18 protein-coding genes are annotated in these 18,437 nt (G+C 33.1%); 11 read left to right on the forward strand and 7 right to left on the reverse strand.

All coding sequences use genetic code 11. The features are described from left to right. Positions 1–52: 52 nt before the first annotated feature. The 3 genes from H6622_14875 to H6622_14885 all read left to right on the forward strand — a co-directional run bounded on the left by H6622_14875 (position 53) and on the right by H6622_14885 (position 2,071). The gene (locus H6622_14875; protein ID MCB9062803.1) at positions 53–316 is read left to right on the forward strand and encodes a DUF493 family protein; all 264 of its coding nucleotides are present in this window, start codon (positions 53–55) and stop codon (positions 314–316) included. A 126-nt stretch (positions 317–442) separates the two neighbouring features. Next, entirely contained in the window at positions 443–952 is a 510-nt protein-coding gene (locus H6622_14880) for a hypothetical protein (GenBank protein ID MCB9062804.1), read from the forward strand. Positions 953–1,033: 81 nt separating this feature from the next. After that, positions 1,034–2,071: an NAD(P)H-dependent glycerol-3-phosphate dehydrogenase gene (locus H6622_14885; protein ID MCB9062805.1), complete on the forward strand. Its 1,038-nt coding sequence runs from the start codon at positions 1,034–1,036 to the stop codon at positions 2,069–2,071. 8 nt (positions 2,072–2,079) lie between these two features. Here H6622_14885 and H6622_14890 read toward each other — a convergent pair whose 3' ends face one another. Further along, positions 2,080–4,320: a thioredoxin family protein gene (locus H6622_14890; GenBank protein ID MCB9062806.1), complete on the reverse strand. Its 2,241-nt coding sequence runs from the start codon at positions 4,318–4,320 to the stop codon at positions 2,080–2,082. 146 nt (positions 4,321–4,466) lie between these two features. On the opposite strand from H6622_14890, the gene bamD reads away from it, so the two are divergent. From bamD to H6622_14915, 5 genes are all read left to right on the forward strand, one after another. Continuing rightward, positions 4,467–5,183, forward strand: coding sequence for an outer membrane protein assembly factor BamD (gene bamD, locus H6622_14895; protein ID MCB9062807.1), 717 nt, complete (start codon positions 4,467–4,469; stop codon positions 5,181–5,183). Continuing rightward, complete coding sequence (locus H6622_14900) at positions 5,152–6,270, forward strand: hypothetical protein (GenBank protein MCB9062808.1); 1,119 nt, start codon at positions 5,152–5,154, stop codon at positions 6,268–6,270. The genes bamD and H6622_14900 overlap by 32 nt, the downstream gene beginning before the upstream one ends. 68 nt (positions 6,271–6,338) lie before the next feature. Further along, on the forward strand, positions 6,339–7,808 hold the full coding sequence (guaB, locus tag H6622_14905) for an IMP dehydrogenase (protein ID MCB9062809.1): 1,470 nt from the start codon (positions 6,339–6,341) through the stop codon (positions 7,806–7,808). Positions 7,809–7,816: 8 nt separating this feature from the next. Next, positions 7,817–9,370 carry a glutamine-hydrolyzing GMP synthase gene (guaA, locus tag H6622_14910; GenBank protein ID MCB9062810.1) on the forward strand — a complete coding sequence of 518 codons (1,554 nt, stop codon included), beginning with the start codon at positions 7,817–7,819 and terminating at the stop codon, positions 9,368–9,370. Between the two features lie 98 nt (positions 9,371–9,468). Beyond that, positions 9,469–10,251: a DUF2931 family protein gene (locus H6622_14915; protein ID MCB9062811.1), complete on the forward strand. Its 783-nt coding sequence runs from the start codon at positions 9,469–9,471 to the stop codon at positions 10,249–10,251. Between the two features lie 48 nt (positions 10,252–10,299). On the opposite strand, the gene tnpA is transcribed toward H6622_14915, so the two are convergent. Beyond that, the gene (gene tnpA / locus H6622_14920; GenBank protein ID MCB9062812.1) at positions 10,300–10,722 is read right to left on the reverse strand and encodes an IS200/IS605 family transposase; all 423 of its coding nucleotides are present in this window, start codon (positions 10,720–10,722) and stop codon (positions 10,300–10,302) included. 35 nt (positions 10,723–10,757) lie between these two features. On the opposite strand from tnpA, the gene H6622_14925 reads away from it, so the two are divergent. Both H6622_14925 and H6622_14930 read left to right on the forward strand, forming a co-directional pair. After that, on the forward strand, positions 10,758–12,167 hold the full coding sequence (locus tag H6622_14925) for a transposase (GenBank protein ID MCB9062813.1): 1,410 nt from the start codon (positions 10,758–10,760) through the stop codon (positions 12,165–12,167). Between the two features lie 3 nt (positions 12,168–12,170). After that, positions 12,171–12,401: a hypothetical protein gene (locus tag H6622_14930; GenBank protein MCB9062814.1), complete on the forward strand. Its 231-nt coding sequence runs from the start codon at positions 12,171–12,173 to the stop codon at positions 12,399–12,401. A gap of 2 nt (positions 12,402–12,403) precedes the next feature. Here H6622_14930 and H6622_14935 read toward each other — a convergent pair whose 3' ends face one another. From H6622_14935 to H6622_14950, 4 genes are all read right to left on the reverse strand, one after another. After that, positions 12,404–13,726 carry a hypothetical protein gene (locus tag H6622_14935; protein ID MCB9062815.1) on the reverse strand — a complete coding sequence of 441 codons (1,323 nt, stop codon included), beginning with the start codon at positions 13,724–13,726 and terminating at the stop codon, positions 12,404–12,406. Between the two features lie 205 nt (positions 13,727–13,931). Then, positions 13,932–14,333: a response regulator gene (locus H6622_14940; protein MCB9062816.1), complete on the reverse strand. Its 402-nt coding sequence runs from the start codon at positions 14,331–14,333 to the stop codon at positions 13,932–13,934. Positions 14,334–14,363: 30 nt separating this feature from the next. Continuing rightward, positions 14,364–15,878: a hypothetical protein gene (locus H6622_14945; protein MCB9062817.1), complete on the reverse strand. Its 1,515-nt coding sequence runs from the start codon at positions 15,876–15,878 to the stop codon at positions 14,364–14,366. After that, positions 15,865–16,803, reverse strand: coding sequence for an ABC transporter substrate-binding protein (locus H6622_14950; GenBank protein MCB9062818.1), 939 nt, complete (start codon positions 16,801–16,803; stop codon positions 15,865–15,867). Before H6622_14950 ends, H6622_14945 begins: the two co-directional genes overlap by 14 nt. A 193-nt stretch (positions 16,804–16,996) precedes the next feature. Here H6622_14950 and H6622_14955 point away from each other — a divergent pair, with 193 nt between their 5' ends. Further along, positions 16,997–17,722, forward strand: a complete 726-nt coding sequence (locus tag H6622_14955) for a glutathione peroxidase (protein MCB9062819.1) — start codon at positions 16,997–16,999, stop codon at positions 17,720–17,722. Positions 17,723–17,833: 111 nt separating this feature from the next. On the opposite strand, the gene H6622_14960 is transcribed toward H6622_14955, so the two are convergent. Further along, on the reverse strand, positions 17,834–18,226 hold the full coding sequence (locus tag H6622_14960) for a TraR/DksA C4-type zinc finger protein (GenBank protein MCB9062820.1): 393 nt from the start codon (positions 18,224–18,226) through the stop codon (positions 17,834–17,836). Positions 18,227–18,437: the final 211 nt, after the last annotated feature.

Below are 18,437 nucleotides of genomic sequence, written 5' to 3' on the forward strand. Positions count from 1 at the left end.
CAAGTATGTGAGCATTTTAAATAGTTACGAGCTTTTTTTATGGAAAACGAAAATGAGTGATGCCAATTATTCGAGGCTTAAACAATTATTGGAGAACCAAAACACTTGGCCCTCAAAATATGTTTTTAAATTTGTAGTCCCTTCCCAGGGCCTTTCAGATATAAAAGACTTGCTTCCAGATCATGATCTAATGGAAAGACCCTCTCGTACCGGTAAGTATGTGGCCATAACTTTTACTAATGAATTTCAAAATTCTGAAGAAATTATAAATGTATATAAAAAAGTATCGAATATAGAGGGAATTATACAACTCTAATACCTTATTTAAATTGATTTATGTTAGAATGATATCCATATTCTTTGGAGTTGTTCGATGATTACTGATAAAATTTTTTATATTCTATTACCGATTTTCCTTTTTTTGATACCTAGGGAGGGGCATTTGACTAAAGTTAAAAACGAAAAAGTCAGTCTACATAATCTTATTGTAAGTTCAGAAGAAATTATCATAGCTGAGGTTATAAAAAAAAATGAGATCGAATTTTTTGAGCAGAAATTTTCAAAAAAGGAATCAAAAGATACTAGAGGATGGTTTGATGAAATAATTAAAGTCGAAAAGATTAATGTCAAAGTAATAGAGCTTCTTAAGGGCGAATCACAAAACTTAAAATTAGGTGATACAATATCTTTAATTACCTATCACGATAATGATTTGTTAAATAACGCGAGAAATGCTCATGAATATGGAAGCTACAAGTCTTATTATATACCTGTCTATAAGGAAGATGGAGATTTAAAAAAATTTATAAATAATAATTCACAATTTATTTTATATCTACAACGCAATAATAATATTTACTATCCCTCGGCCCAAAATGCATTTGACTCAATTGATTTTAAAAATGAAGTTAAATCATTTTTAAAAGAATCTTCTCAAAATCTTTTGAAGTAAGTATGATCTTAGTAAAAAGAGAAAATAGAATCTAGACCCATTCAAAATTCTATTTACCTTTATTAAAAAAGGAATTTTAAAATGAATTATAATACGGCCATTATTGTAGGTGGTGGAGCTTTTGGGACGTCATTAGCAGCGGTTTTGGCCAATAATTTTAAACATGTTTTTATAAAAGTTAGATCTGTTGATGTTAGAGACGGTATCAACAGCGGTGAAAATACTGTCTATCTCCCTGGACATAAGCTAAGTAAAAATATTAAAAGTTTTCTTGAGTGGAAGGATTTAGATCATCTGATTAAGTTTGATGATATTGAAGTGATCGTCAATGGGCTCCCCTCATCGGCCATTAGAAAATATTACCTTGAAAACTTTGAGATTATTGAGAAACACCTTAAAAAAGACCTGCCTTTTGTCTCCCTAACAAAAGGTATAGATGCTGATACATTAGAAATGTCTGATGACATTCTTTTTGAGATTTTTCCAAGATTTAAAGAAAATTTTGTCTTCCTCTCTGGCCCATCTTTTGCCCATGAAATCGTAAATGAGCACATTACAATGGTTTCCCTGGCCGGAATGAGTAAGAGTATTTTGGAAAAATCGGGAAAAATGCTGGAAACAAGCTTTTTTAAAATAATGTTTACTTACGATATAAAGGGCGTCCTTTTGGGGGGAGCTTTAAAAAATATCTTGGCCATTGGTGGAGGTATAATTGAAGGTATGGGCCATAACCATAATACCAAGGCCGCGATGGTGACTAGGGGAATTGCAGAGATGCTTAGATTTGGGCATGTCTATAACGCTAGACCTGAAACTTTTTATGGATTGAGTGGGATGGGGGATCTTATTCTCACAACTACGGGTGATTTAAGTCGGAATAAACAATTTGGTCTAGAAATTGCGAAAGGACGCTCACCAAGTGATATCATTCAGTCATCGAGAAGTGTTGTTGAAGGATACAAAACAGCAAAAGCAGCATATCTTATCACTAAAAAATTTGATATCAGGGCCAGAATTTTTACAGGAATTTATTCAATACTTCATCAAAATGTGAAACCTAAAGATGTATTATTAGAGTTAATGCGTGTACCATCAAGATTTGAGATAATTTTTCAATAAAAATATCATTACTCAATATGAGAACGAATTTCATTAATTGTAATGGTTTCTCCTAGATTAATTAAAGTTCCATCTGGTTTTTGAATAAAATACGCTGGTACTCCAACCATACCATGCTCTTTTAGCCAACTTCCAATAATTGGATCATGTTTTGTCCAATCGGCCAATAAGAGTTTGATATTTTTCTCGTTGACGAGTTCTGAGAAAGCATTTGTATGTAAAACTAATCTTTCATTAACTTTACAAGTAAAGCACCATTTAGCGGTAAAATCAATGAATACTAAATCTTTATTAATCTTCATCTGTTCCATTTTGTCGATTGACCACCTTTCCCATACTGTTCCATCAATGGATTTGTCGATGATGAGATTCGAGTTTAAGCTAGTTTGAGGATTATATAAACTTTCAGAAGTATATAACGAGATAAATAATCCGATCGCCGGTAAACTTACGAGAATTTGATAGATTCTTTTTTTAGATATTTCTTTAACAAAATAAAATGCAAAGAAGGTTAAAGCAAGCCCTGTGATTAGTTTCATAAAAGGGTAGGAGGTATCAACGAGTGCAAGAAAAACATCTAAGAGCCATATGATAGTAAGAATGAGTGATATTCCAAGAAACTTTTTTAAATTCTCCATCCATGCCCCAGGCCTTGGTAAAAATGAAACCAAACCCGGAAATATACCTGTTAATATAAACGGAAATGCTAATCCAATACCTATAAAAAAGAATATAGTCACGATCATTAATGGGCCAGAAGTGAATGCAAAAGTTAAAGCTGTGCCCAGAAAAGGAGCACTACATGGAGTTGAAAGAATCGTTGCCAGTACTCCTCCGAAAAAATCTCCAACCATTCCTTCTTTTAGTTCTATGTTACCTATCGTCTTACCACCAGGAGTTACAAAATGAAAAAGATCAAATAAATTTAAAGAAAAAATAAAGAGAACTATAATCATTAAAGAGACAAAAAGAGGTGATTGCAACTGAAATCCCCAACCGACAAATTGTCCACTTGATTGAATGATGACAATCACAAGAGCAAGGACAAGAAATGTAAACAAGATACCGATCGAATAAAATAAATTATGTTTGAAAATCCTTTTACGATTTTCGTCTGAGTGAACAATGAGACCAAATAGCTTAAGTGAAATCACAGGAAGAACACAAGGCATTAAGTTGAGAATTAGACCCCCGATAAAGGCAAATAAAATATAAAAAAGTAAACTTCCACTCAATACTTCTGAGTTTTCTCTATTTTTGAGTTCGCTTGTATTATTAAATTGAAGATTGTTCAACGAAATAGGAGAGAGTGTTTTATAAAGTGTTTCAAATCGACTTGCACCTTCGATCGAAAATTGCTGAAAATTTTTAGATACAATAAAATATTCATTTCCATTATTTGGAATCAGAAACTTGACTTCAACAGGATCCTTAAACTGCCCATCCTTTGGAAGTTCAATCGGTACATCCGCGTATTCTCCATCCCATTCAACTTCCATTTTTCCGTAAATAGTTTTTTTATTATCTTTCCAAAGCATTTCATGCTTATAGTCTAATAGTTTTGAAGGATAAGGCGTGAGTAAATTTCGACTGGCCAGTAGTTGCATGGGAGGATTATCATAGGAGTAGTATAGTGTTAAACCCTCTCCTTTTAGTGATTTTGTCAGAGTAAGTTCAAGGTTTCTAGGCATTTCTCCAAATTTTGGTGATTGTGTGAACTTTTCTAGTATAAATTCTCTTTTAGCAACATAGCTTAACGGATTTGTTGGCCTGAATTGGTCTTGTTCAATTGTACCTTCAATGAGGTTTCTTTTAGGAACACAAATATTTTTGCAAATTAAATAAGTCGACCTGACATCAAATCTTTGTTGATTGATTTTTTCAAGTATATCTTTGGGCAATGAATAGAAAAAAGTATACTCGTTTTCGTACCCATAGGCCCAAAGATTTCCAGGTTCTATAAATCTACTGGGAAGTGGCCAAGGAGATTCATTTAACTCTATAGGCTCCCCATTCAAAAAAAATTCATTTTTAAAAGGAAGGCCTGCGTCTCCTGGGTTTTTCCAATAAGTATGCCAATGAGGAATATTTTTAACACTTACGGTAAGATATTTTAGTCCATTTATTTCAATAATTTGAGGAGATAACTCCGCCAAGATTTCAGGAACTTCCTCATTTTGAGAAGTGTTTGAATAAACTGAGTTTAAGACTAACAAAAATGAAATAACTAATTTTAAATATTTAAACATAAAAACATTCCAATACTATCTGATATTAGGAGCATTTTAGGTGATTTTTGCCTCTCTTGGCCATTAAATATTAAGTAATTAGATAGTTAAGTTTTTAGAATTTTTTGTCGATACCTATGTGATGAATGTTTTTATAGGGATTACTAATGAAAACTCTTATTAATTTACTTATCTTTCTGGCCACAGCATTATTTTTACAAGGTTGTGATTTTATTGCTGAAATTGAACAAAAAGCAGAAACAATTAATCGATATGAAATTGTTGCTCTTAATTTGGCCAAAGAAAATAGAGAACTAAAGGCCGAAATAAACCAACTGAAGTATGAAATTCAAACGCTAAAGGCACAAAGTGGATTTCAAAAAATTCAATTAGAAAAATTCAAAAAAAGTGAAAGTAACTTAAGAAATTTGGCCAGCGTTCCAAAACTTGATCCAAAAAACGATCTTGTTAAATTTGGAACTTATGTTTGGAATGAAGAAGAGCTTCTGGTTTTGGCCAAAAGTGAAATGTTAAAGAAGAACTATCCAAAGGCAGCTCAACTTTACTACACTTTTATCCATCAGTATCCAAAAAGCAAAAGTATTGATGACGAGTTGTACTTTCAGGCCGGGATCTCGGCATACGAGGCCGGAAACTATAACCAATGGACAGTCATGGCCATGGATACAATTATCAATAAGTACCCTAATTCAAAATACTATAGAGGCGCTAAACTTTGGAAGGGACTTGCTCAATTAAAAATGGGCAAAGATAAAGACTTTTTTAAAGTTGTTGAAGAATTTAGAAAGAAATATAGAAATACATCCGAATGGAAAATACTAAGTTTACATTATGAAGAAATTGTTCACAAATATAAACAGTAAAATACTTTTTGTCCTTTTAATGGCATTAAGTTTTAGGGCCCAGTGTGCTGGCCCTGTTGCCCTAGTGAATTCAGTTTCAGGAAATGCATTTGTCATGTTGGATGGAAAAATTCTTGAACTAAGAAAAGGTACATACATTCAAGATATGTCTGAGGTTTTTACTGAAATTGGCGCTCAGATAACATTATCCGATTTTAATGATCATGTCTTTCATCTTTCTGGTTCAGGACATCTGCACTTTTTAAACGAATTAGTCGAGCTAAAGAGTGGCTATTTGTGGTTTCAATCTTTCAGAAAAAAGGGAAAATCACAAATCCATACTGCAAATGCAAAAGTTGAATTTATTAATGGGGAAGGTATTCTTTCTTTCGATGAACTTTCCGGAAAGACTCAACTTTTAGTCGTTAAAGATACGATGGCCTTTGGAAACCTATCTGAACCTGAATTAGATATTGCTGTCATGGATGGGAATTTTTCATATATTGACTCTAATTATGAAGGGGGACGTGCTCGGGAGTCTACTCCTATTGGATATGCTAGTTACAAAAAAATTAATTCACTCTTTCAAGGTATGAAAGGACTTACCAAATCAGAACTTCCAGGTATAAATAGAGTAGAAGAAAATATGGTCTCCATTCCAAATTCAAAAAATGAAGGACATCTCAGATCCCTTGCTTCGCTGGATAAAGAGAGTAAGAATAAACGTTCAGGTGAACTAATCTTTATTCATAAGTCTAAGAAAAATAAAATGCCTGCTTTGGACACTGATAAGATTTACGAGGCCTCGTTAAACAAGATGAAGCGAAGTATTGCCAGTAAAAGAACAATTTACGATAAACCATCTGGTACAATAATAAGAGTTTATGGCACTAATACCGTAAAAATACCTGTATCTAAGGCCATAATTAAAAGAAATAGAGCTCCCGCATCTGTGAAAATTAAACCAAAAAAAGTTACAGTTGAAAATGATGCTTTTCAGAAAAGTATGATGAAGCACTATAAACAACAAATGAGACACTCCAATGAAGTTCAAGGTTTAATTAGAGAACTTGAAAACTATGACCAAGATTACAAAATCAATTATTAGTCTTTGACGTATCACGAAAATTTTTCTAACATCCCCTCAATTTCCACGCCCTATGTTAGGAGAAAAATATGTCTAAGATCTCATCTGAACATTCACTTACATATGATGACGTTTTATTAAGACCTGGATACTCAGAGACACTTCCAAGTGACACTGTCTTAAATTCTAAGTTTTCCAGAAATATTTCTGTTTCTATACCTATTGTTTCTGCTGCCATGGATACAGTCACAGAATCTGCAGTGGCCATTGTAATGGCCCAACAAGGTGGAATTGGTGTCATTCATAAAAATTTGACGATTGAAAAACAGGCCGAAGAAGTCCAAAAAGTAAAAAAGTTTGAATCGGGGATGATTTTAGATCCAGTTACAATTCATCCAGAAGCGACTCTTTTTGAAGTTACAAATTTAGGAAAGTTAAAAAACGTAACTGGTGTACCAGTCGTCGAAAAAAATGGAGAATTAGTAGGAATTATTACAAGTCGAGATATGGCCTTTGAAGAAAATATGAACAAGCTTGTTAAAGATGTCATGACTCCAAAAAGTAGATTAATAACAGCTTCAGAAAGAATTGGCATGGAAGAGGCCAAGCACATATTACATAAACATCGAATTGAAAAACTTCCTGTCGTCAATGATAAAGGCATTCTCAAAGGTCTAATCACAATTAGGGATATTAAAAAAACTATTGATTTTCCTTATTCGAATAAAGATTCTCGCGGAAGATTAAGGGTCTCTGCGGCCGTTGGTGTAAGTGACAAAGAATATGAAAGAGTAAAGGCGCTGGTTCTTGCTGGTGTTGATGCTGTTGTCGTTGATACGGCCCATGGACACTCAAAGGGTGTTATTGAAATGGTGAAAAAAATTAAAAACGATTTTTTGGACATCGATGTTGTTGCAGGAAATGTTGCAACAGCAAAGGCCTGTGAAGCATTAATAGAAGCTGGTGTTGATGGAATAAAAGTTGGAATTGGGCCAGGCTCTATTTGTACAACCAGGGTTGTTGCGGGAATTGGAGTTCCTCAGTTTTCGGCCCTTTTAGATTGCTTTTCTGTTTGTATAAAAAATAAAGTTCCATTTATTGCAGATGGAGGCATTAAATTTTCTGGCGATATTGTCAAAGCTCTTGCTGCTGGTGCTAGTTGTGTGATGATTGGATCTCTTTTTGCAGGTGCAGACGAGACACCAGGGGAAAGAATTGTTTATCAAGGAAGATCATATAAAGTATATAGAGGAATGGGCTCACTAGGCGCAATGTCTTTAGGCTCCAAAGATCGTTATGGACAAGCAAATGTAGATGAAATAGGAAAGCTTGTTCCAGAGGGGATTGAAGGGCAAGTCCCTTATAGAGGCTCACTTGCAAGCAATATTTATCAGCTGGTTGGTGGAATTAGGGCCGGGATGGGCTATGTTGGGGCCAAAAATTTAACTGAACTACACGAAAAAGCTGATTTTATTAAAATCACGGCCTCTTCATTAAAAGAAAGCCATCCACACGATGTTATCATTACGAAAGAGGCCCCCAATTACTCATTAAAATAAGGTAGATTATGTCTCGACAAATTTGGATTATAGATTTTGGTTCTCAGTATACTCAATTAATCACTAGGAAAACACGTGAGCTTGGTTTTTCGAGTGAGATTATTACAATAAATCAGGCCCGTAAGAGAATTTCACGAGATGAATTTCCTAATGCTCTTGTACTTTCTGGTGGGCCAAATTCAATTTTTGAAGATGATACAGATTACAATTTTATATTTAAAAAGACTGATCTTCCAATTCTTGGAATATGTTATGGTATGCAACTCATTGGGAACTATTTTAATGGTAAAGTTGAAAAAGGACTAACTGGTGAATATGGACATGCTCTCATTAAAATTTCAAATGATCACAGTATACCAAATTGCCCAAAAGAGTTTAACGTATGGATGAGTCATGCTGATCATCTTGCAAGAATTCCAGAAAATTTTAACATTATTATGGAAAGTAATAATAAATTAATAGCTGGAATAGAGCATAAAACTCTTCCCATCATGGGACTACAGTTTCATCCTGAAGTTGAACATACTGATCATGGTAAAGATATCCTGAATTATTTCTATCAACAAATTGCAAAAATGAATAAAGATTGGACTGCTAGTTGCATGGTTGAGGAAGGACTCAATTTCATCAGAGGAATAGGAGAGAATGAACATGTTCTTTGTGCATTTTCTGGTGGAGTCGATTCACTCGTTGCTGCAACGTTGGCGCAAAGAGTGTTAGGAGATAGACTCCACTGTTTCTTTGTTGATAATGGACTTCTTAGACCACAAGATTTGATTCATATTCAATTACTTAAAGAAAAAACAGATTTAAATATTGAAATAATTGATGCCAAAGAATTATTCTATCGTGCTTTAAAAGGGTTACCTGACCCCGAGGATAAAAGAAAAGCAATAGGAAAAACATTTATTGAAGTTTTTGAGAAAAAAGTCCATCAATTTGAAAAAAATCATCAAATCAATTTTACTTATCTTTTACAAGGAACACTCTACCCAGATGTTATTGAATCAATTTCTCCCCATATCAAGGGTGGTAAATCAGTAACAATCAAGTCTCATCACAATGTTGGAGGACTTCCAGAAAGGATGAATTTAAAGTTACTTGAACCACTTAGATTTTTATTTAAAGATGAAGTAAGACAAATAGGAAAGGAACTTGGTTTACAAGACGAATGGGTGCACCGTCATCCATTTCCTGGCCCCGGAATCGGAGTAAGAGTTCTCGGTGAAATTTTCAAAACTTCAGTTGAAAAAGTTCAGAAGTCAGATCAAATTCTTTTTGAGGAACTACATCATTTTAATCAATACAATAATGTATGGCAGGCCTTTACAGTTTTACTTCCAGTAAAAACAGTTGGAGTAAAAGGTGATGGTAGAGCTTATGAAGAAGTTATATGTTTAAGGATTGTCAATTCAACAGATGGGATGACAGCAACTTGGTCAAATTTACCCGCTGATTTTTTATCGAAGACATCTAATAGAATTACTAATGAAGTTCCAGGAATCACAAGGGTGGTTTATGATATTACATCTAAACCACCTGGTACAATAGAATGGGAATAGATTAATAGCGTATATTTTTTGTGAAAAAATACGAGTTGTGAATTTATACTGAATTATATAAGCTCTATACTGGAGTCTAATATAAGGTTAGTTTTAGAATGAATAAATTTGTTCTCTATTTTGATTTATTTTTAAGTTTTATATCTATTGGTAATGCAAGTACTTATGAATGGAGACCCACGGAGTCTGCTTTAAAAAAATTTCCCATGAAAATTGTTAAGGGCCATCTTTATTATCCAAATGGAAAGTCCATTTACATCCCAAGTAAATCTATCATTGATAATGGTTGGGGGGAAGTTGGCAGCGTTCACGTTGTAGGAGAAGACAAAAAACCTGTTCCAAATAAACTTGAAATCCTTTGGTTTTCTTTCACTGAAAATCAATTTTATGAAGGAACCTTTGAGTTGCCATATGAGAAATTAAAAAAAATGTTTAAAGAGGGTATTCCCAACGAGAAAGACACTTATCCTTATTTTGTGGTTGGAGTTGCTCCGGGAGGAGGGCTTTCACTTTGGCTTGCTGGAAGTGGAAATGTGGTAGAAGTCGCAAATTTCAAAGCAAAAAAAGTTGATCAAAATTGGAGTGTAGTGGTTAAGAATAAAAAAATCTCCAGATTAGAATATATAAAAATAATGTTAGAGGACTCTTTAGGGATGGAAGGCCTAGAGAACCTAAATAAAAATGGCGTCCCCAAAGACTATTTTGATAAAATAATCCAAAAAAGAAGATGTAAATTAAATGTAATTGGTGCAAGTCCAGTTAAAATAAGTACGAAATTATTTAACGGAGAATCAATGTCTTTTGAGGATCTTACTCCTCTTGAATCTTCTAGTGATCGAGGTATTTTAAAGGAGATTAAATTTGAGTTTAACATATGTTAAAAAGAATTCTCCATCCAAAGCGTCGAAGCCTTGGGTGGAGATGAATTTTTAGCCTTCCGGCGAGGATTGTCCCTGTTTTTCAATATACCTTCTGATTGTTTCTATGGTGGTGCCACCTGTGGTGAGTAAACAGTAGGCCCTTGTCCATAGGGCCGGTTTCCAGTAAAACTTTTTGAAGTGATTTTGATGCTTTTTTTTGATGAGTCTTGATGTAACAGTTTTTAGGTTGTTGACGAGCCTACTCAAATCCATGGCCGGATGGGCCTGGATTAAAAGATGGATATGATCCTCTTCTCCACCGAACTCAGAAAGAACACAAGACCACTTTTCACACACATTATGACAGATGTCTTCTAGGTCTTTTAGAATTTCTTTTGTGAAACATTTTCTTCTGTATTTCGTAACTAACACCAAGTGGTATTGAAGGTTATAAACACAGTGATAATGGGATTTTAGATTGCTTTTTGACATTGACAGCAATATGCCACATTGATAATCTCCTCGCAATGACAAAAAAAGTTGCGAGCAAATTAACGGCCGAAAAAAAAGTTCTCTCTAAGAAGAAACGGGTAGAACTGGCCAAGGCGGCCAAGAAAAAACGTAGTGCGCAGAATAAAGCAAAGCTCATAAAAACTTATCGTTTTCGTTTTTATCCGACAAGTGAACAGACATCAACTCTCTCTCGCTGGATGGGAGCATGCCGGTTTGTCTATAACTGCGGACTTGAAGAACGCAACCTTGTTTTTCAAATGAGTGGCGGAGTTAAAAAATTAAAGTATGAATATCAGCAAAACCAACTTCCGGAGTGTCGATCTATGGAAGGTTTTGAGTGGTTAGAAGAAGTTCCTTCACAATCACTTCAAATGGCACTAAGAAACCTAGATCAAGCTTTTCAAAACTTTCTGGATCCAAATCTCGATGCAGGATATCCGACAAGAAAGAGAAAAGGAAAATGCACTGAATCCATTTGTTTTCCCCAAGGAAATAGAGTTATTATAACTTGCGCAAAAAAGAAATCAAAGAAATGGTCATATATCACAGGAATTCCTAAGATTACCGTAGGTAAAGGAGCTACCCCTCTAAAAATTGCTCAACACAGAAAAATTGAAGGAGAGATAAAAAGAGCAACGATTACACGCCAAACAACTGGTGAATGGTACATCTCTCTGAGTTGCTATTTAGGAAAAAAAGCTGAAATTATTCCTATCAATTCGGCCCATAAAGGTGAGTTGGTTCCCGAAAAATCTGTTGGTATTGATTTAGGCGTGGCCAAAACAATTTGTGAAGACGCTCAGAGCGATAATGAGCATAACCTTGATTTGAAAACAATCAAAAAAGTAGAAAAACAAATAGCGACCCTCCAAAGAAGGGCAGCGAAGCAAAAGAAGTTTTCACCTCGTTGGAAATACTATCAAAAAATAGTTGGAAAAAAACATCGTAAGATAACTAGAATAAGACATGACTTTCTTCATAAGGCCTCAAATGATATTTGCAAAAAACACGCAATTGTAGTGCTTGAGGATCTTAGGGTAAAAAATATGTCAAAAAGTGCCAAAGGTACACTTGAAAAACCAGGAAAAAATGTAGCACAGAAATCTGGACTAAACCGCTCTATACTTAGACAAGGTTGGGGAATGTTTAGAGATTTTGTACGCTATAAAAGCGAGTGGCAAGGAGGATTACTTGTACTTGTTCCGGCTAAAAATACTTCTAGACGATGCAGAAAATGTGGTCATACCTCAGTGGAAAATAGACAAAAGCAAGAAGTATTTTTTTGTGTAAATTGTGGCCATACAGAAAACGCAGATAAACATGCAGCAACTGTCATAAAAGCTCTGGGGCTACAGAGCTTAGGTTTTGAGAGCGAAGCTCGAAAAATCTTAGAAGCCCCCACTAAAGACGCATCAGCGGCTTAGTGGTTGGGAGTAGTCACTACAATTGATAAGCATAGAAAAACAATTGAAATTGAATTTGATGAAAGAGAGCTTTTTGAATTGATCTCAGGACTTAGTAAGGCCGAAACCATTGGTATTAGTATAGATTTAATAACAAAAGCAAAATCAACTTCAGTAAAAATAAATGTATTAGCTGATCATAAAAAAATTGAGCTAAAACAATCTAAAATTCTTCTTTTTTCTAATTCAAGGTAATTTTAAATTTCAACTTCACTACAAGATCCATTTTTGCATTCTGTTTTACATTGTCTCACAAAAGGATCTTGTGAAATTTGACAACTTCCATCCATACAAAAGACTTGGCAATCGAAATGGATTTCTTCACAAGAATTGTTTTCGCACATTTTTTTACACTCTTTTGCATTTGGTTCATTCGAAACACTACATACTCCATCCTTACATTCAATCTTACAACCAGGGGCCCACCAGCTTGGATCTTCTTCTTGAATTTTTATTTGACTTGGATTAAATGCACACATCTTACTTGAAATACTTCCACTAGCATATTTATTCATTAATTTGTTATGAGTAAAGACATCATCTTTACCAATGGATGTTATCAAATTTACATGAATTATCCTATTTTGCTCATCACTTGGTCGTTGTTTCTCATTTAACATCATTCTGTAAGCTGCCGGAAATGTCACAATTTTACCAATAAGTTTATCTAATTCTTTGTGCTTTAATACTTTATCATAGGGAACATTATTAATATCAACTTTCCCATCTCTTACCAGTATGTATTCAACTGCGTAATCAAGACTTTCTGAACCTTTTGGAGTGACAGAAGTATTTAAGAGCCTCCAGAATCCATCTTCTCCCTTTACTGCAACAACTTGATGCCCATTCATATGATGTGGTACAGATCCATCACCATTGACATCATCAATTCTCGGTTGTCCTATGCGTGGACAGGCGGCCTTATAATCCGTGACAATTGCCGTTGTCACATAATAGGTTTCTAATTCATATTTACCAGCAATGTATTCAAATAACCTTGCATCCCCTGTACATCCAGCGAAATCACGAACTCTCGATGTAAGAGTGTTTTTAGCTAGTTCCTTCGCTGTAAATGAGTGAATAAAATCACTTTTAAGTATATTTATATCTTCAAGTGTGGGATTAACTGGTAGTTTCATTTTCAAGAAATGCTCGTACACTTTCCACTCTGCTGAAGTATAAATATTAGAATTTAGTCCATCACGTTCGTGTAAAATTGAATTAGCTTTAGAAGCCAAATCTTGTGGAAATGAATATCCATTATCTTCATGAATTGCATATTCTACAAGAAGACTATTTAGATAATCTTTCTCATTTGGATTTGATATATTTAAAATTTCACGAATGACTTTCTCTGTTGCAACTTTCTTCGTCACAAACTTATTTTTTCGAAGACTATTTGAATTCAAATTATTAAGAGTTGTTTGTTTCTTTTTTTTGCTATTTTCCGAAACCCCTACACAAGAGACTAAAGAGATGAGTAAAAAAAATAAAGTTGTGTTCCTTAGTACAATTAACATATGACTTCCTTATATTAATGAAAAAAAATATGCTTAAAACGTACAAGATAACAACAAGTGCTTAATGGTAGGTAGTATTGTAATCGAAGGTCTTATAGAAACCAATAATTAATTTTAAGCTATTGAAATTATATCAAACTGCCAGAAATAATGGTGCCCGTTTTTAGTGTAGATGTTTATAAGTAGTTACAATCTAAATGACAATTTATGCAGACTTTTTAAACACATTAAAATGTTTAGTGATCTTAGAGATGAAATCTTTTTTTACGATAGGTTTAGATATGTGTTCATCACATCCAAATTCAATGGATTTCTTTTGCTGAGAAAAATATGCATCTGCTGTTAGTGCCCAAATCATAACTCTTTCACTATTTCTTAAAGTTTCAATTTCCCTGATTTTTTTGGTAGCATTTAGTCCGTCTAAAACTGGCATCTGAATATCCATTAAAATTAAATCATAACGATTCGATTTAAATTTTTCAATTGCTTCCATTCCATCTTGTGCTTCATCTATTGATATTTTAAAAGGTCTTAAAAATGCCTTTATGAGGGTTCTATTTTCAAATGTATCATCAACCAGAAGTATTTTTCCTTTAATATTTTCAATTAGCTCATGCTTTTGTAATGTTGTGGAAACTTATTTTATTAAAAAGAAATATTTAAATGGGATTTGAATTTTAAATGTTGTAGAGCGGGGATTATCTTCGCAAATAAGAAATATATCTCCGTGCATTTTTTGTGAGAGTTCTTTAGAAATAGATAAGCCGAGACCAGATCCACCGTATTTTCGAGTAATAGATAAATCGCTTTGTTTAAATTTTTGAAATATACTTTCCCTTTTTTCCAAAGGAATACCTATTCCGTAATCTTTAATTGAAAGACTGATAATGATCTCTTCCGAATTAATTATCGATTGATCGAGAATAAGGTCTATTTTGCTTTCAGTTTCTGAAAATTTTATCGCATTTGATAGAATATTGACAACAATTTGTCTATATCGCAATGGATCTCCAATAACGATTGTATTTCTGTCAATATTACTTAAAAGTTTAACTTCAATTTTTTTATCGTTTAACTGTGATCTAAGACTTTGAATTGTTTCTTCAATATTATGTGTAATATTGAAATTAATTTTTTCAATTTCCATTTGTCCAGCATCTATTTTAGATAGATCTAAAACATTATTTATCAATGAAAGTAAATTATTTCCAGAATTTTTCATGATATTTAAATATTCTTTTTGTTCACTATCCAATGGACTTTCAAGAAGTACATCATTTAACCCAATAATTGAATTTAGTGGAGTTCGTATTTCATGAGAAACATTAGATATGAATTGCTCACGAAATTGAATAATTTCCTTCAATTTTTGATTTTTTGACTCTAAGTTTAATCCCATATTGATGATTTCATTTGAAAGAATGGAGAGTTCATTTTTGCAATCACTGTAATCCAAACATATAAGATCATTATCATTTATTCTGTTTATGATCATTATAATATTTTCAGTTTTACGAGTGATGTATTTGTTAAGATATAACGAAAGTAGTGTACTGAAAATAAAAAGACATATAATAACTATTGAAAAAATTATTATAATTTTATTTCTGGCACGCGTAAGTTTATTACTAATATTGTGTTTAACTATGACAACACCTCTTTTCCAAGGTCTTAATTTACCGATGTCATTAGAAATTGTAAGAGGATAAATACCTAAAATAATTTTGTCTTCTTGGCGATAATATGTATGATTTTTAAACTCGACAATTGTTTCATGTGTAGACCTTCTAATGTTATTTATAACTTTTAAATCATATAAGTTTTGGTTTTCTATAAGTTTATCAAAGGCAAATAATATTTTGCCTTTCTGATCAATGATCCACACGTCATCAAGATTTCTAATATTTATAATCGACATTAATATGGAATTTAGATCACTTTTTTTGTCTTTTAGAATATAATCCTCAATAAGACTAATATTTGCAGCGAAATAAGTGTTTAGCGTATTTTGTTCCTTTTTTACAAAATCATTCACATAAAAATTATACAAAAAAACGGCCAAGATGATGGACAATATCACAGTGAATATTCCAACTGATAATGGAATGAAATATTTAAACTTAATATTTTCAATCTTCTTAAATAAATTCATCTGTTATATATTCTTCAATCGAAATGTTATCATCTAAAATGAGATTCGATTTTTTTAAGATATGTATAAGGTTTTTGACATTTTGATAGATTAATCCATCTTTTTTCATATGTAATAAATTTTGATTCCTATCAACCAGAATTAAACCATCATACATTTTATTCGCATTCTCATCGTTGATATCAAATTTTTTCTTCAGATAATCAATCGTCTCAATATTCAAATGTTTAAACTTTGGCATTGTTTTATACCAAGTTTGAATAATATCTTTCACGATACTTTTATTTTTTATATATGACTCTTCATTGATAATTAATACGTCTACAACTTCACCTGGTATTTTCGAACTATCAAATATAATCTTACCTCCATGTTCTAAAATTTGGCTTTTAACGGGTTCAAAAGTAACTACAGCATCAATATTTTCGGAAATGAATGCATTCAGATGTTCATTCTCACTTCTTGGAATAATTTGAACTCTATCTAAATCAATATTGGATTTTACCGCAGCTCTACTTAGAAAATATGCTCCAAGTGCAGTATGTTCTACTGCCACTTTTTTTCCCTCTAAATCTTTCATAGAATTAATATGTTCTTTGCCGATTATGACATCTGCTCCATTAGAATAATCTATAATGAGCACAATCTTGAATTTTACTTTTTTCTCTGCAAGCAAAACGACTTCATCCAAAGTTAAAGTTGCTGCATCGATGATTCCATTTCTAAAAGCATTCGATACGTTTGTAGCTGTAAAAAAATTTCGGATTTCAATATTTGAATTTTTGTATTCATTTTTATATTTTGCATAGTGAAATACTTCATATCCAGGCCAAGTATTTGTACCAATGAGAAAAACATTCTCCTTTTCTTTCGAACATGAACTAAAAACAAATATTAATATCAAATAATATAAAAATAATTTCATTAAAAATTCCTTAGATTCTGATATCTTATCGGGGAAAATAAAAATCTATTGAGATGAAAAATACATTACTTAAATTAGGTTGAAACGTCGAAAAAATATAAGTGATTTTGACTATTCTAGCATTTATACCTGGCCTCTTTAGTTTGATAAATCTATCATATTAATCATTCAACATTTCACTAAGGAGAGAAATATGTCATTGGCCGATAAAACAGGAGAGAAAGTACCTCAAGTTACATTTAAGACAAGAGTTGGACATGAATGGGTAGATAAAACTACTGATGACTATTTTAAAGGAAAAAAAGTTGCCCTTTTTGCCTTACCTGGCGCTTTCACACCAACTTGTTCATCTACTCATCTACCTAGATATAATGAACTTTATGAGACATTTAAATCCAATGGATTTGATGACATTATTTGCCTTTCAGTGAATGATTCCTTTGTTATGAATAGTTGGCAAGAAGAGCAAAATGCTTCTAATATTACAATGCTTCCAGACGGAAATGGAGAGTTTACTGAAAAGCTAGGTTTTTTAGTTGATAAATCTGCTATTGGCTTTGGAAAAAGATCATGGCGATATTCTATGATTGTAAACGATGGGAAGATTGAAAAAATGTTTATTGAAACTGAAGGCCCAGGAGATCCTTTTGGTCAATCAGATGCAGATACAATGCTGAAGTACTCAGGTATTGAGATCCCTCCATCCTATGTTGTCTACTCTAGGCCAGGGTGTCCTTTTTGCGCTAAGGCCAAAAAACTTTTAAAAGACAAAGGTATTGCATTTGAAGAACATGTCTTAAATAAAGACTATACAATCAAAACTCTTGTTGCCATTAGTGGGAAGACTTCTGTCCCTCAAATTTTCGCCAATGGAACAAAAGTTGGTGGTTCTGATGATCTTGAAAAGTTTTTAAAATAAATGACCCAATTGATCCGAATAAGATAATCAGGAAATCCCTCCACAATGGAGGGATTTCCTGGACAAACAAAAAAGGAGAATGTTCAAGAGAACAAATACACAAGCAGGGGACTAGACTGCTTGTAGAGTTTTTCCAAGCGTTTTAGATCTTCTTTTATATAATATATGCCGTTCAGTATTTTCAATTTGTTCTTTACATTCAATACATTGACTAGCAGTCGGTCTGGCCAATAATCTAGCTTCCGAGATTTGTTGACCACATTCTTGGCAAATTCCAAAAGTACCCTCATGAATTCTAATGAGTGCTAAGCCTATTTTTTTCTTCATATGGTAATTTCTGGCCCTAAGCTTTAAAATAAGCTGATTAGTTTTTTCCACTTCTGCAATATCTGTTTCATCGTTTAATTTTTGAGTTTCTAGTTTATTTAAGATTTCATCAAAAGTATTTTCATGAAGCATTTTCTCAAACAAAACTCTGAATTTTTCTAAACTTTTTTGGGCCATGATATTACTCCTTCTTTAGAGTTAGGGGTTAAAATCTAAGAATGGATCGGTTAGCTTCCCTGCTGGTGATCCACTCTTCAGGGCCCTCCTGGCCATATAGGCAATATTGCATTTGTTATGCCAATGAAATCTAGACATATTATTAAGCACTTAACGCATAAAGAACGATAATCAGCATAACTTTGGGACCATAACTCTACTGAAGTGGTGA

The sequence above is a fragment of the Halobacteriovoraceae bacterium genome (genome assembly GCA_020635115.1).
Taxonomy (GTDB): Bacteria; Bdellovibrionota; Bacteriovoracia; order Bacteriovoracales; family Bacteriovoracaceae; genus JACKAK01.